This window comes from Chryseobacterium pennipullorum, assembly GCF_003384725.1.
Lineage (GTDB): Bacteria > Bacteroidota > Bacteroidia > Flavobacteriales > Weeksellaceae > Chryseobacterium > Chryseobacterium pennipullorum.
Map to the genome: position 1 here is coordinate 1 of NZ_QNVV01000019.1, position 14738 is coordinate 14738.

At 35.3% G+C, this 14738-nt stretch carries 12 protein-coding genes; 7 read left to right on the forward strand and 5 right to left on the reverse strand.

The window, feature by feature from the left end; translation table 11 throughout:
- Positions 1 to 196: 196 nt before the first annotated feature.
- Complete coding sequence (gene mobC, locus DRF67_RS17195; protein WP_115929630.1) at positions 197 to 2194, reverse strand: conjugal transfer protein MobC; 1998 nt, start codon at positions 2192 to 2194, stop codon at positions 197 to 199.
- 179 nt (positions 2195 to 2373) lie between these two features.
- On the opposite strand from mobC, the gene DRF67_RS17200 reads away from it, so the two are divergent.
- Positions 2374 to 3381, forward strand: coding sequence for a PDDEXK nuclease domain-containing protein (locus DRF67_RS17200; RefSeq protein ID WP_115929538.1), 1008 nt, complete (start codon positions 2374 to 2376; stop codon positions 3379 to 3381).
- Between the two features lie 18 nt (positions 3382 to 3399).
- Here the strand turns inward: DRF67_RS17200 and mobB are convergent, their stop codons facing one another.
- Positions 3400 to 4683: a conjugal transfer protein MobB gene (gene mobB, locus DRF67_RS17205; RefSeq protein WP_115929539.1), complete on the reverse strand. Its 1284-nt coding sequence runs from the start codon at positions 4681 to 4683 to the stop codon at positions 3400 to 3402.
- Between the two features lie 7 nt (positions 4684 to 4690).
- Positions 4691 to 5122 carry a conjugal transfer protein MobA gene (mobA, locus tag DRF67_RS17210; RefSeq protein WP_115929540.1) on the reverse strand — a complete coding sequence of 144 codons (432 nt, stop codon included), beginning with the start codon at positions 5120 to 5122 and terminating at the stop codon, positions 4691 to 4693.
- A 608-nt stretch (positions 5123 to 5730) separates the two neighbouring features.
- Here mobA and DRF67_RS17220 point away from each other — a divergent pair.
- Genes DRF67_RS17220 through DRF67_RS17230 form a run of 3 tightly spaced genes read left to right on the forward strand, consistent with a single transcriptional unit; the run spans position 5731 to position 7521 of the window.
- Positions 5731 to 6498 carry a ParA family protein gene (locus tag DRF67_RS17220; RefSeq protein ID WP_115929542.1) on the forward strand — a complete coding sequence of 256 codons (768 nt, stop codon included), beginning with the start codon at positions 5731 to 5733 and terminating at the stop codon, positions 6496 to 6498.
- 10 nt (positions 6499 to 6508) lie between these two features.
- The gene (locus DRF67_RS17225; RefSeq protein WP_115929543.1) at positions 6509 to 6907 is read left to right on the forward strand and encodes a DUF3408 domain-containing protein; all 399 of its coding nucleotides are present in this window, start codon (positions 6509 to 6511) and stop codon (positions 6905 to 6907) included.
- A 2-nt stretch (positions 6908 to 6909) separates the two neighbouring features.
- Positions 6910 to 7521, forward strand: coding sequence for a conjugal transfer protein TraD (locus DRF67_RS17230; protein WP_115929544.1), 612 nt, complete (start codon positions 6910 to 6912; stop codon positions 7519 to 7521).
- Position 7522: 1 nt separating this feature from the next.
- Here DRF67_RS17230 and DRF67_RS17235 read toward each other — a convergent pair whose 3' ends face one another.
- Both DRF67_RS17235 and DRF67_RS17240 read right to left on the reverse strand, forming a co-directional pair.
- The gene (locus DRF67_RS17235) at positions 7523 to 9265 is read right to left on the reverse strand and encodes a UvrD-helicase domain-containing protein (protein ID WP_115929545.1); all 1743 of its coding nucleotides are present in this window, start codon (positions 9263 to 9265) and stop codon (positions 7523 to 7525) included.
- Positions 9258 to 11384, reverse strand: coding sequence for an ATP-dependent nuclease (locus DRF67_RS17240; protein ID WP_115929546.1), 2127 nt, complete (start codon positions 11382 to 11384; stop codon positions 9258 to 9260). The genes DRF67_RS17235 and DRF67_RS17240 overlap by 8 nt, the downstream gene beginning before the upstream one ends.
- 197 nt (positions 11385 to 11581) lie before the next feature.
- Here DRF67_RS17240 and DRF67_RS17245 point away from each other — a divergent pair, with 197 nt between their 5' ends.
- From DRF67_RS17245 to DRF67_RS17255, 3 genes are read left to right on the forward strand one after another with little or no spacing between them, the layout of a single operon-like run.
- Positions 11582 to 11887 (forward strand): DUF4134 domain-containing protein, encoded by a 306-nt coding sequence (locus DRF67_RS17245; protein WP_115929547.1) that lies wholly within the window; start codon positions 11582 to 11584, stop codon positions 11885 to 11887.
- An 11-nt stretch (positions 11888 to 11898) separates the two neighbouring features.
- Entirely contained in the window at positions 11899 to 12231 is a 333-nt protein-coding gene (locus tag DRF67_RS17250; RefSeq protein WP_115929548.1) for a DUF4133 domain-containing protein, read from the forward strand.
- Positions 12228 to 14738: a TraG family conjugative transposon ATPase gene (locus DRF67_RS17255; RefSeq protein WP_115929549.1), complete on the forward strand. Its 2511-nt coding sequence runs from the start codon at positions 12228 to 12230 to the stop codon at positions 14736 to 14738. The genes DRF67_RS17250 and DRF67_RS17255 overlap by 4 nt, the downstream gene beginning before the upstream one ends.

Sequence of the window (14738 nt, forward strand, 5' to 3'; positions counted from 1 at the left end):
TGTACTCAACCAATTTATGCTTATTTTTGAAAAAAGGCTCAGATTATAAAATCTAAGCCCTAACTTTTTAACTTACACACTTTACGGGATAGTGTCAAAAAAAAATTATTTACAGTAAATTTGCATCTGATTCTCATGTTTAATTTGAGTTTTCATGGTTATTAGTTTTTATCCCCGGAGACCGGGGATTTTTACTTTATTCTTTTGGTATTAAATGCTGTAGCTCAGGGTGAGCTTTTATACGCTCAATTTCATTTTCAATGATCCTCATAACGTCCTGTTTAACATTTCTGTAATTCTCTTCAATAATTGATGTGAACCGGTCTTCTCCACTATCATCTACAAATGATAAAATCTCCGGTATCCGCTGATAGGATTTAGTTTCTTCAGCTACTTTTTCATTATCCACTACTATTTCTGCATGAAACATTTTTTGTTCAATTCTTTCATCAAAATTATCAGATACAGCCCCTACAAACATTCCCTGACTTAACGTTGAAATTTTGGAAGCCGGTATCAGACTATCCAGCTGGGTGGATATAGAAGTGGACGTATCATTTCTGTTGATGGTCATACTTTGTCTTTTCTGCAGGACTTTTCCAAAACGTTCGGAAAGATTTTTAGCCGTGTCTCCCACGACCTGACCACTGAATATATTCCCCACTGTATTCTGAATCACTTTACTTTCTTTATCTCCATAATCTCTTGTCAACTGGGAGAAATCCTGAAACCCTAAGCAGACAGCTACTTTATTACTTCTTGCGGTTGCAATCAGATTATCCAATCCCCGAAAATAAATCGTGGGTAGTTCATCAATAATCACTGAACTCTTTAGTTGTCCTTTTTTATTGATGAGTTTTACGATTCTGGAATTATAGAGCCCAAGTGCTGCTGAATAGATATTCTGCCGATCCGGGTTATTTCCTACACATAATATTTTCGGTTCTTTCGGATTGTTGATATCCAATGAAAAATCATCTCCGGTCATGACCCAATATAGCTGAGGAGATATCATTCGTGACAAAGGAATCTTAACAGAGGCGATCTGCCCCTGAAGCTGGTCCTGTGCGCCACCTTGCCACGCGTCCATGAAAGGGGAAAGATAGTTCTCAAGATCAGTATAAGAAGTTAAAATCCTGAAAACATCAGAGTATTTTTTATTGAGCAGTTCAATGGCATGAGGAAAAGTACAGTATTTACCATTTTCATATATTTTCAGGAACCAGATAATAGCAGCTAAAAGAATAATGGGAGATTCCACGAAGAAGTCTCCTTGCTTTTGAATCCAGGTTCTGTTTAAATTGAGCATGATGGTATAGGCTGCTTCATAGGCATCTGAAATATCCGTCATAAAATCAGGATTTAAAGGATTGCACCGATGGCTTCTTCGGGGATCATCAAAATTAATAACATAAAACTTCGGTTTTACTTTGTATTTATCCTGGTGTTTCAATACATGATTATAAGCAATTGTTGAAAGATCATCAAACTTAAAATCATAGATGTACATGGAGAAACCCTTCTCAATCTGCTGTTTGATATAATTATTGACAATAGCATATGACTTTCCTGATCCCGGAGTTCCCAGTACAATGGTTGCTCTGAATGGATTGACAATATTGATCCAGCCCTGATTCCATTTCCCTCTGTAATAGAATTTAGTGGGAAGGTTCACAGAGTATTCATTTTCCATCAATTGGGTTTCCTGCATAAAACTTTCATTCTCATTATTGAATACATCATCCATCAGATTATGTTTTAACAAACGGCTCATCCATACCCCTGATACCATTAGGAAGATATATCCTACCGACATTGAAAGCATATATAAAAGAATGCCTGTCCCGCCCCATCTCAGCAAAATAGTATTGAAGAAAAACAATAATGTTCCGACTGTCATGAAGCCGATAATCTGAGACCAGGTTATCTTCTCATCTTTTACTCCTTTTGTTCCCAGGCAGCTTAGAGAGAGTAATACAATGGTGAAAACTTTTGTATAGAGACTGTGAGAGAACAACCCTGCTGTTCTTTGGAAATTCAGCAGTATTCTGTTAATGATTTCCAATGTCCATCCTTTTTCATGAAAAAATGGATAACAATACCAGTAATAATGCATCAGTACCATTAAAATACTGACGGCACGCATAAAAGCCATAATTTTAGCTAAGCCCCGTAGATCATCTTCACCCTGCATATCATTTATTTTTAGAGTTAGGATGATGAATTTATCGGGTAACAGAAGTCTGCTTTCTACACTGGCAGTGTCAGGCATTATAAGGAAGCATTTGGCACAGTACTGAAACTTATTTTCTCATGAATCATAGCAGTTGTTGACCAAGGAATTTTTTACATTTGTCTTATAACAAAATATCAATGAAACCTGTACAATCAAAATACACTGAATTACTGGACAGTATCGGATCCGCTATTGAGGTTGCAAGACAAAATGCGGTTAAGGCTGTTAATACTGAGCTGGTGAAAGCCAACTGGGAAATTGGCAGGCATATCGTGGAATACGAGCAGCATGGTGAGGAACGTGCAGAATACGGAAGTAACTTACTGGCAACACTTTCCAAAGATCTGAGGCAGCGTTACGGCAAAGGATTTGGCAGGCGTAATATTTTAGATATGCGCAGATTTTATCTGACCTATCAGAAATGGCAGGCAGTGCCTGCCAAATTAAGCTGGACTCATCTGGTTACTTTGCTCGGTATTTCTGATGATACGGCAAGGAAGTTCTATGAAAAACAGGCCGTGCTGGAAAATTGGGGCTATCGCGAACTGGAAAGGCAGATCAACTCTTCCCTTTTTGAAAGACTGGCATTGAGCAAAGATAAAAAGGGCGTACTGCAACTTGCGGAAAAAGGTCATATCGTGACCGATTCCACAGAGGCTATAAAAGATCCATATGTACTGGACTTTCTCAAATTACCTCAAAGTCATCGTGTTACCGAAAAAGCATTGGAACAGAAGATTATTGACAATCTGCAGATGTTTCTTTTAGAACTGGGAAAGGGTTTTACATTTGTCGGAAGACAGTATAAGATATCACTTCGTAACAGGCATTTTTATATTGATCTTGTATTCTATCACCGTATCTTAAAGTGTTTTGTGCTGATTGATTTAAAAATAAAACAGGTTCAGCACAATGATATAGGACAAATGAATTTATATCTGAACTACTTTAAATCTGAAGAAAATGTTGTGGATGATAATGAGCCTATAGGCATAATCCTTTCTGCGGAAAAAGATGAAGTATTGGTGGAATATGCAACAGGTGGTATTTCTAATAAAATATTTGTTTCCAAATACCAGTTGTATTTACCTGATAAAAAGGAATTACAGCAAAAAGTACAGGCAATTATGCAAAAAGAAGGCTAAGGGTAAGAAATCATCAGACTATCTTTTTCTTTTCTTTTTCCACTTTCGCATTTGCTGTGAAAAAATCTGTTCTTCATCGTCTTCTCCCTGCACTGTTGGCAACAATCCGGGAAATGAGTCCACTGATTCAGTGTCACGTAAATCATCATTGTCATCATTTAAAAATCCAAATAAGGGATGAAGTTGAAGGGATAAAAATTGATTTCTTGGGAGTGATTTCGCTTCTGCCTGTTTTGCATCAGAGGATTTATTTAAATGCTCCTGGTTCTTCCATAAATCATTAAAAACAGCAGCGGAATATTCTTTTCCCAAATTTGAACCATTCCATACTGTTCGGGTGTTATGATCGATAAACGTGATTCCATAAATCCGTCCACCTTCATTTCTGCGGATTACCGTATTAACACCCACAGACTTTAATTTCTCCACAAAATCTTTTTCATGATGACTCACTTTGAGGGCATTATCAATCCAGCCCTTTATTTCAGTTTTATTCGATTGAGGAATAGATTCTTTACTTTTAAAAAAATGAGATTCCAGTGCAGGTAAGAGTGCAGCTTTTCCAATCCTTGAAGCTTTCAATGGGTTTCCAATTTTATGTTTGTTTGTATCCAATGCAAAATATACCAACCCCCGCTGTGGTTTTCCATGCAATTCACCTTCAATTTTTTCAACTGCTATATTGAAAAGTGAAAGCAGCGCATTGTACTCTCCAAGTGTTTTAAAGGAATACACATCAGCTATATTCCTGATGACAGAGGCGATCTGATGTCTAATATTTCCGGTCTGATAATCAACCGGTTTGAAAACCATGTTATTTTTCACCTTCTGCCCTTCTGCAGCTGGCCATAAATCATAGGTATTTTCGAGTTGTCTGCACATATTCATCGATCGCCTTTTCTCAAATCGATCTGATATTTTCCTGCCATTTTCATCAACACATACAGACACAATATGAATATGGGTACGGTCGATATCAGTGTGTTTAAAAACTATGTAAGGCTGTTCACCGTACCCCATTCCATTCATATACTCTTCTGTCATCTTCACAAAATCCTTATCACTGACCTTATCATTCGGATCTGGATTAAGCGATATATGTAAAGTATGTTTTTCCGTCTTTTGATTGGCAGCAAGATAAGGATCGAAAGATCTCATGAGCTGGGGTATAGTATATTTCCCATCTGTGGATTCCACCATTTTATTCATCAACAAAATTTGTCCTTGTCCCTTTTCCACCTTATGATGATTATAGGCTAAGGCTCCATATAAATTACTGCTTCTGCCAATTTTTACAATCATTGAACCATCATTTTTCTATATTCCCGTTAGTAAATTCATTAGCCAATTCAATAATTTTCCGGCATAAAGCTGAAAGTTCAGCAGTATGTTTCTCCAATTGATACAGAAATGCCGCAGCTTTTTTTTCGGTAAAATGAGTATATAATAACTTAACTACCTGATTGTAATTCACGCCCACTGCTCTGAACTGGGAATAAAAGGAAGTCAGCCTCATGTAAAAATCAACAGTACCTTTATCAATTTTTACTGTTTTTATTTCTTTTGAAAACAATACAGAAGTTATAAATTTAGCTTTATTATCTATTCCAGAGGCTTCAAATAAAGACAGAAATTTGCTATTGTCTTCATCATCCAGCCTAAAAACATACCGGTGATTACAAGGGTTTATCTTTGGCTTTCGCCCACCTTTACTTCTCTTATTATTTTTCTGATCATTCATTAGATTTCGATTTAAAGTTTATAAACCTCGACTTCGGAGAGCGTTTCAAAGCTCCCGGCAGGGCAAGTTGTTTTGAGGCACAAAAAACAGTTATGAGGCACTCAAAACACAACTTGCCGTGTTCAGGTGAACACCATATTTATCGTATTACAAAAACTATTGTAACAAGAGATCAACATCTTTCAGATGTTATAATAAACACCAACTCTTCTTAAAATTGTATACAACAAGATAAACAGAAACAACCGGATATCTACAATAATCCCCCCTTCCAATAACTGCCAAATAACACCAGGTATCACCTGAAGATCAGCACTGGTTTTAAAAACTCTTTCCTTTACAGCAACACATAAAGTTGGTGATGGAACGGGTAAATCATAAAAATGTAAAGTTTTAAAACTATAAAAGCGCAAAAGCAGAAAAGCAGTTACAGATATTCAAAAAAAGGTATTCTTTCAACAAAGCAGTTGCAGATATGCCCTGTAAAAATGATGTAAATGTATACATCTTTAGATTTTTAAGATAATACAGGAGTACACCTAAATACAAATCAACTTATACAGATTCTTACCATTCAACATTATAAAACAACAATAAATACATGCATCATGAAAGCAACAAAAAAAACTTTAAAAGTAAGTTTCTCCACTCAAAAAGGAGGTGTGGGAAAATCGACGATTACCATATTACTTGCCGGCGTATTACATTACCGATTGGGATACAATGTTTTAGTCATGGATTGTGATTTTCCACAATACAGCCTAAGCAATATGAGGGAACGTGATAAAAAAGCAATTATGCTGAACGAGTACCATAAAAAAGCTGCTATGAAACAATTCCAACTGATCAATAAGAAAGCATATCCGATTATACGCTGTAAGGCAGAAAATGCAATAGAAGAATCTACCCGATATATTAAACAAACTACCCTAGTTCCGGATATTATCTTTTATGATCTGCCTGGTACCGCCAATACCAAAGGGGTGTTGACGACCTTGAAATCCATGGATTTTATTTTTGCTCCCATGACTGCTGACCGTTTGGTTGTAGAAAGTACGTTAGGATTTACCAAAGCTTTTATGGCGCTTCCTTCCGGTGAGCATGATTTTCCGCAACAAGCGTTATGGCTATTCTGGAATCAGATTGATGGACGGGAAAAGACAGGGTTATACGAAATCTACGAAAAAGCGATTGCGACTCTTCAGATGAATATAATGGATACGCGAATCATGGACAGTAAACGATTTCGTAAGGAATCCGACCATATTGGAAACAGTATTTTCAGATCAACACTTCTACCAGCAGACTATCCGCTTTTAAAAGCGACAAGAATGGATCTGTTTGTTAAAGAATTTCTAAGAATCACAAACTTATAAAACCCGAAAGATGGCTACAAACAATGACAACAAAGATTTAGAAAAGACTACCGTTGATGAAGAATATTTAATGCAGGTCATCAGTGGTGAACAAACCGCTCTTGATGAACAAAATCATGTAACCAAACAAGTCGTTCAAAAATCTAAAGAAAAAACCAAAACCAATTCTTCTAAAAAACTGAACTATGAAGAGATCTTTTTAACGAATCGCTTTCCTTCAGGACGTAATGGTAAAGTGGTCTACATACGTCCAGAGTACCATGAAAGATTATTGCGAATTGTACAGCTTACCAGAAAAGAAAGGACAACTCTCTATTCCTATATTGACAATATTCTCGAACAGCATTTTCTGGAATATGGAAACGAGATTACGGAGTATTTTAACAATCATTTTAAACCCATTTTATAACTATGGAAACTCTCATCATCATTTGTCTTCTGGCCATAATTCTGCTATTACTCCATGACAAAATTATCCGAAAACAATCCCATTTTCACAAAACTGAAGACCAAGTAAATAATAAAAACCAACCCAATATTATGGGTGAAGCAAAAACTTCACTCCATTCTATGACAATGACTTCCTCTGAAAGACAAGAAAATGAACTTGGTTTTGATCCCTCTAATTTAGACATAGAATATGATATCAGCGAAAATATCAGTCTATTAAATCCGCAGGAAGAGCCGGAATATGGTTTTAATAGTGAACATGATTTTATTGAAGAGGAAGAAGAATGGAAAAAGTATAGAATAATCGGTGAGGATAACAGTTTAGCCCAAGGGGTTACCTTTGAAGAACTGAGCTCTGTGGAGATGTTTGTGAAACAAAAAAGTTTTACCGCATCTCAAAAGGAAACAGCAGCAGCGATCGTTCAGAAAACTTATGGAACCGAATTATATATCTTACTTGAGAATTCTATCGAAAATGCTTCCCATAAAATAACTGAACTATTGGATAAGAGTTTTGACAGCACAGGAACAAAAGGTTCGACAAGTAATTTTAACATTAATGGTTTGCTATGAACTAGTCGTAATTATAGACAACCGTAGTCAATTGATTTGTTGGACAGTACTGTCTACCGGACTGTGTAGTTCTTCCTGTTTCCGAAAATAAATATAAAGCTCTTTTAGATCTTGAACATATTACATATAATAGCTTTTTTGCAGCAATATCATTATTTTCATTCCAATTAGGTACTTTACCATGCAGTAACCCAAATGCAATAACAGTATCGAACTCTTCTCCTTTTATACCATGACAGGTATTTACGACAACACCTTCTTCATGTTTAAACATTTTACGAAAACTATGAATATCTTTAGCCATATCAAAGTCAGGATTATTCAATCTTTTTTTTGCTCCGTCAATAAACGAAGTAAGTTGCTCATTTAGCAATTTATTGGAAACTAAATTAATTTGTAATCTATCAAGTAGCTGACTAAAACAATCTTCAAGATGCTCTATACCATCTGTATTAGTAGAAGAAATAGAATTAATAACTTTTAATAATTTCTTTGACCTAAAGTTAAGATTTTCAAATAGTGTTATTCCAAAACTTTCCAGTTCTAGTAACAGTTCACTGCTCCATCGTTTTCTTATAATAAAGCTTGTGGGTGAAGGAGAAACAAGAAAAAGTCTAGCAATTTTAAACCAAATATTTTCTCTATTTTTCTGCAATGGCGAAAGACCAACCGCATCAAATTTCACATTTGGCAATAAAGTCTTTAATCTTCTTCCCATTGGTATTACTAAATACCAATTGGGTGCAAGTACGCAGATTTCATTTTCTGGTATACCTTCACCTATTTTCTCTTCAATAATACGAGCAATTTCTACTACCAGATTGTCTTTATCTATTTCTGTATCATATTTTATGATAGCTCTATCTTGAGCATTTGATCCTAGTGCAAGAATGTCGACATCAGTAATTTGAAAGTTTTTATTATAATTTATTATTTGCTGATTTGAGCGATAATTTCCCGTTAATTCTTTACTGAGAAAAGTTTCTTGGAACTCATATTCTATTTCCTTGTGATTTTTAGCAACACCTCCTAAAGATCCGTATATTGCCTGATCAGAATCTCCAACAATAAACATTTTACAACTTCCTCCTTCTGCTTTTATTATGCTGCTAAGAATTGAGTATTGTAATTGCTGTGTATCTTGATACTCATCAACACAAATTAAATGAAACATTTTTTTTAAAATCGAAGCAATTTTTGGATAGCTTGAAATTAGCTTATATGAATAATGTAAAATTTGATCAAAATCAATTAGTTTATCCTTAGCTAAAATTTCATGATATTCATCCAGTAATTCTCTAAAAGTAACTTCTTCCTTTTCTCCAGTAGGCAAATATCTCGTAGAAACATTATCAAAAAAACGCAATCCATATTCTGTCTTCAGATTATTAATAATTCTCTCTGAATTATATTCATCAGATATTGAAAATCCATTTTTAAGTTCATCTAGATAGCACCTATATGGTCGTATTATCCATTCCAAACAAAACGCATGAATTGTACCTGCCCATAAAGTACGATCATCCATATTAAAATCCCTAATTCTTCTCTGAATTTCTTCAGCAGCTCTATTGGTAAATGTTACAGCAATAATAACTTTTTTAGACTCAACACTTTTTTCAAGTTCGTACGCAATTTTGTGTGTTAATGTTCTTGTTTTACCACTTCCTGGACAAGCTGTTAATAAAATATTACCTACAGCTTCAATAGCTGTAACTTGTTGTTTATTTAATCCCTTAAGCATTTTTTAAAACCAGTATTTCTGATAAAACATCATTTGGTAATTCTTTTTTATAATAGTTTAATGCTTCTGTTCCATCATCAAAAGCATTAAAATTTGCAAAAATTTCAGAGTAGTTTAAATTATCAATATTGACATTTATTAGTTTACTAATTCTGTATTTTGCGATATAAATAAGAATAGATTTTTTAATGTCTGGACAAGCAAATATCAATGCTTCCAAGATATATTGAGGGATGTATGTGAGATGATTTATATTTTCTGAAATCATAATTGAAAACCATCCTTTCCCAAATTTTTTCGCAAGTCTTAAAATCTCCTTTCCTGAAATTGCAACATTATCATTAACAATAAGAGACCCAATACTTTCAATACTCTTCTTTTGTTTATAGGCTTTTTTAACCGTCTCTTTTATTTCATGAGAATTATACTCCAATAAAAAATCAACCTCAAATGTATGTTTTGCATAAAATGCTTTAACATAATCATTATTTTCACAGAAACTATCTAGATCTTGCTTTCTATTTTTTCCAGAAATCTCTGAATTACGACAATCTCTCTGATATTGATCATCATCTTTTTCATCTTTTGGTAAAGGAACTATAGAAATATCGTTATCTGTCAAAATACTACATCTTCTTCTTACCCTCTCTTCATGAAAAAGTTGAGCTACATTTTCAAAACCAGTACTTCCAATATTTATTATAGAGATTCCTAATTCATCTAAACTTACACCTAATACCTTCTTTATTAATACCGGAATTAAAATATGTTCGGCGTCACCTTCAACCAATATAACTCCTTTTGCAAATAACAAATTAGTTCTATTTGCGTCCAAATATCTTTCTAATTTGATAACCTCATTAGGTTCAAGATTATTAGAAGGATTAAAAACTTCAGCCTTTTTCTTACCCCTTGCGAGAATATTTATTGAACTAATTGCTGATACAGAAGATATATGAGTTGAGTGGGTCGAAATAAATACCTGAGTGCTTTCCTTATCTAACTTTTGGAAAAGTGTTTTTTGAATATGATTGTGAATATGTGCTTCAGGTTCTTCAATCAGAATAAAATTTGCAATTTTCTCATTTTTTTTTATTCTTTCAAACTCTAATAATTTAAGCGATATATATATTAAATTAGCTCCACCTAAGCTCAACTCTCCAAGCCTTCCGTCATAATCTTCTTCATCTGGGTCTCCCACCCAAAGTTTTAGAGACTGTAACAACCTCTCCATATTGGCAGGAAGTTCAGACTTGATATTTACATTTGGAGCATAAGTTTCTCCAACAGTATCCCTCATTGTTTGTGAAATACCTGATGACACACTTTTAACCTCATCTAATGCTGAAATTGACTTATTCAACTCTTCAATCTGATTTTCTAGTTCGCTTTTTTTCTCAATTGGAATATTCTTTTCTTTATCTCTTAAAAGATTTATAAGGGGATTATCTTTAAATGATCTTAAATCTGCCTCAACATCTCTTAAAGCCTTAGCAAAAGTGCATGCAAACTCATTAGGTATTGATATTCCATAGATTTTAATTCCATAAATGTCCACTCTTTCCTCATCAGGATCTGGAAATGTCATCGATTCGAAGTCTCCAATATAGGACGAATAATTATCATCTATTGAAAAATCAATATTTCCTCTTCCCGTATAGACAGTTTCATAATCATTTAAACTTATCTGTGACAGAATTTCAGATAATTCTTCTTGCGTTTTAGCTTCTTTTTCTGAAAATTCAAACAAACTTCGTCTAATGTCAATTCTGGGACGAAAAAATAAAGAGTAAGTTCCCCTTGAACTATCAAAGTTTTCAGCATCTGCCATTTTATGCATTGCAATTGATTGAGCCTCCTCACCATTGTCTAAATCATCAAAAATTATTTGAATTACTATCCAGTGTCCAGCCCAATCTCCGATAGAACGATTGAAATCATTTTCGTAAAATCTGATTGACCTAGGCATACTATCATCAATCATTATTCTTAATGCATGGAAAAGATTTGATTTTCCAGCTCCGTTTTCACCGATAATAGTGTTGACTCCTTTTGTAAAACCTAATGATGCTGAATTAAAATTTCTAAAATTTCGAAGAGAAAGTCTCGATATGTACATGTGTTTTTAGTTTTTTAGCAAAAATAAAGTTTTATAAAGTACATCACAACATGAATTTTACAATATAACATTCAGAGAATTTTAATGCCAAATACTTCCCTAGAACCTCATTTCTTTAATTAACTCTGCTCTTCCAAACACCTTTGTCTCAGAACCCGTAAAGCACGGGTTTTCATAATCATAAAAATCTATTCATTATGAAAAGACAAAGAAAAAAAATCGTCTTAACAGCATTGCTTCTGTTAATCGGATTGAGTACGAATGCCCAGGGAAATGGTTCTGCAGGAATCACTGAAGCTACGCAAATGGTTACTTCCTATTTTGACCCTGCAACGAAACTGATTTATGCCATTGGTGCGGTAGTAGGCTTAATTGGAGGGGTCAAGGTTTACAACAAATTCAGCAGTGGTGACCCTGATACCAGTAAAACTGCTGCCAGCTGGTTTGGAGCTTGTATTTTTTTAATAGTTGCAGCTACCATCCTACGTTCATTCTTCCTTTAAAATCATTGATGATGAATACCTATCATATCAACAAGGGAATCGGAAGAACGGTTGAGTTCAAAGGATTGAAAGCACAGTACCTGTTCATTTTTGCAGGAGGATTATTGGGAATACTTGTATTTATCATGATCATGTATATGGCTGGTGTCAATACCTATATCTGCTTACTTCTTGGAGGAACTATTTCTGGTCTTCTCATTTGGAAGACCTTTTCTCTCAACAGAAAGTATGGAGAACATGGATTAATGAAATTGGGAGCAAAAAAGAAGCATCCAAGGTACATCATCAGCCGAAAATCCATTTTCAGGTATATCAAGGTACACTCTAAAAAAGCTACAGCATGAGAAATCAATCCAAAGCGACAACGCTGGAAAGCAGATTTCCACTGCTAGGTGTAGAAGAGAACTGCATTATTTCAAAAGATGCTGATGTTACGGTTTGTTTCAGGGTAAAGCTTCCGGAACTGTTTACGGTAGCGTCAGCTGAGTATGAAGCTATCCATTCGGCTTGGTTTAAAGCCATAAAGACATTACCTGATTACAGCATCGTTCACAAACAGGATTGGTTTATCAAGGAAAATTACCGTCCCGATTTATCTAATGAAGATCAAAGTTTTCTGTCCAAGTCTTTTGAAAGGCACTTTAACGAAAGACCCTTCCTGAATCATTATTGCTACCTCTTTATTACGAAGACTACGAAGGAAAGGATGAGGATGCAGAGTAATTTCTCATCGCTTTGCAAAGGAGTCTTGATTCCGAAAGAAATCAGGGATAAGGAAGTGATCAGCAGGTTCATGGAAGCGGTTGATCAGTTTGAAAGGATTATGAATGACAGTGGATATGTTTTCCTTGAAAAAATGACCGCTGATGAAATTACGGGAATAGCAAAACAATCGGGATTGTTAGAACAGTATCTGACTCTGTCGAGAGAAATTAAACCATCTCTTCAAGACCTCAACTTAGCAGCAGAAGAAATGCGTATTGGTAATAACCGTATCAGCATGCACACTCTTTCGGATACGGATGATCTTCCGGGTATAGTTTCTTCGCACAGCCGATACGAAAAGTTAAGCACCGACAGAAGTGACTGCTTGCTCTCATTTGCATCTCCGGTTGGGCTGCTACTCAGCTGCAATCACATCTACAATCAATATCTGTTTATTGATAACAGTGATGAAAACCTAAACAAATTTGAAAAGTCTGCTAGAAATATGCATTCCCTGGCAAGATACAGCAGAGCCAATCAGATTAACAAGGAATGGATTGAGAAATACCTCAATGAAGCGCATTCTTTCGGACTACAGTCTATTCGCGCCCATTTTAATGTCATGTGTTGGTCTGATAATCCTGCTGAGCTTAAACAGCTAAAAAATGACACAGGAAGTGCTTTGGCATTGATGGAATGTAAGCCACGGCATAATACAACAGATACTGCCACATTGTACTGGGCAGGAATTCCCGGGAATGCAGGAGATTTTCCGAGTGAAGAAAGTTTCTACACGTTTATAGAACCTGCCTTATGTTTTTTCACTGAAGAAACCAATTATCAGGATTCCCCTTCACCTTTTGGGATAAAGATGGCAGACCGATTGACGGGAAAACCTATCCATCTGGATATTTCAGATCTTCCGATGAAACAGGGAATCATTACCAATCGAAACAAGTTTATTTTGGGACCTTCGGGGAGTGGGAAATCTTTTTTCACCAACCATATGGTGAGGCAGTATTATGAGCAGGGAGCCCATGTTCTGTTAGTCGACACCGGAAATTCCTATCAGGGGTTATGCGAACTGATCAAAGGTAAAACAAAGGGTGAAGATGGAGTTTACTTTACTTATACAGAAGACCATCCGATTGCTTTCAATCCATTCTATACTGATGATGGAGTTTTTGATATAGAAAAACGGGAAAGCATCAAAACGCTTATTCTCACACTATGGAAAAGAGATGATGAACCGCCAACCCGCTCCGAAGAAGTTGCTTTATCAAATGCAGTCAGCGGCTATATTGATCGAATCAAAAATAATGAGCAGTTCCCATCATTTAATGGCTTTTACGAGTATGTAAAAAATGATTATCAAAAAGTATTAGAGCAAAAAAAAGTCAGGGAAAAAGACTTTGATATTGCCAACTTTCTGAATGTTTTAGAGCCTTATTATAAAGGCGGAGAATATGATTACTTATTGAATTCAGAAAAGCAATTAGATCTTCTTTCTAAGCGATTTATCGTTTTCGAGATTGATGCGATCAAGGATCATAAAATCCTTTTTCCCATTGTAACCATTATCATCATGGAAGTTTTCATTAACAAAATGCGAAGACTGAAAGGAATCAGAAAACTGATCCTGATTGAAGAAGCCTGGAAGGCAATTGCTAAAGAAGGAATGGCTGAATACATCAAATATCTCTTCAAAACTGTAAGAAAATTCTTTGGAGAAGCCATTGTTGTTACACAGGAGGTGGATGACATCATTCAGTCTCCTATTGTTAAGGAAAGCATCATCAACAATTCAGACTGTAAGATCCTTTTGGATCAGCGGAAATACATGAACAAGTTTGATGATATTCAGTCTATGCTGGGTCTTACAGACAAAGAAAAAGCACAGGTTCTTTCCATCAATATGAATAATGATCCGAAAAGACTGTATAAAGAAGTCTGGATCGGATTAGGAGGAACGCACTCTGCTGTATATGCCACGGAAGTTTCCACAGAAGAATATCTGGCCTATACCACAGAAGAAACGGAGAAAATGGAAGTTATGCAGCTGGCCTCTGAACTTGATGGCAATGTAGAGCATGCCATCAAGAGGATTTCTCTTAAGAGAATCAAATCGAATACAAAAGAAACTTAA

What these genes read in the sequence shown, in the direction of transcription:
- DRF67_RS17250 (WP_115929548.1), top strand. Translation starts at nt 11,899, where the DNA reads ATGAATACCTATCATATCAACAAGGGAATCGGAAGAACGGTTGAGTTC.
- DRF67_RS17230 (WP_115929544.1), top strand. Translation starts at nt 6,910, where the DNA reads ATGGAAACTCTCATCATCATTTGTCTTCTGGCCATAATTCTGCTATTA.
- DRF67_RS17255 (WP_115929549.1), top strand. Translation starts at nt 12,228, where the DNA reads ATGAGAAATCAATCCAAAGCGACAACGCTGGAAAGCAGATTTCCACTG.
- DRF67_RS17240 (WP_115929546.1), bottom strand. Translation starts at nt 11,384, where the DNA reads ATGTACATATCGAGACTTTCTCTTCGAAATTTTAGAAATTTTAATTCA.
- DRF67_RS17225 (WP_115929543.1), top strand. Translation starts at nt 6,509, where the DNA reads ATGGCTACAAACAATGACAACAAAGATTTAGAAAAGACTACCGTTGAT.
- mobC (WP_115929630.1), bottom strand. Translation starts at nt 2,194, where the DNA reads ATGCAGGGTGAAGATGATCTACGGGGCTTAGCTAAAATTATGGCTTTT.
- mobB (WP_115929539.1), bottom strand. Translation starts at nt 4,683, where the DNA reads ATGATTGTAAAAATTGGCAGAAGCAGTAATTTATATGGAGCCTTAGCC.
- DRF67_RS17245 (WP_115929547.1), top strand. Translation starts at nt 11,582, where the DNA reads ATGAAAAGACAAAGAAAAAAAATCGTCTTAACAGCATTGCTTCTGTTA.
- mobA (WP_115929540.1), bottom strand. Translation starts at nt 5,122, where the DNA reads ATGAATGATCAGAAAAATAATAAGAGAAGTAAAGGTGGGCGAAAGCCA.
- DRF67_RS17235 (WP_115929545.1), bottom strand. Translation starts at nt 9,265, where the DNA reads ATGCTTAAGGGATTAAATAAACAACAAGTTACAGCTATTGAAGCTGTA.
- DRF67_RS17200 (WP_115929538.1), top strand. Translation starts at nt 2,374, where the DNA reads ATGAAACCTGTACAATCAAAATACACTGAATTACTGGACAGTATCGGA.
- DRF67_RS17220 (WP_115929542.1), top strand. Translation starts at nt 5,731, where the DNA reads ATGAAAGCAACAAAAAAAACTTTAAAAGTAAGTTTCTCCACTCAAAAA.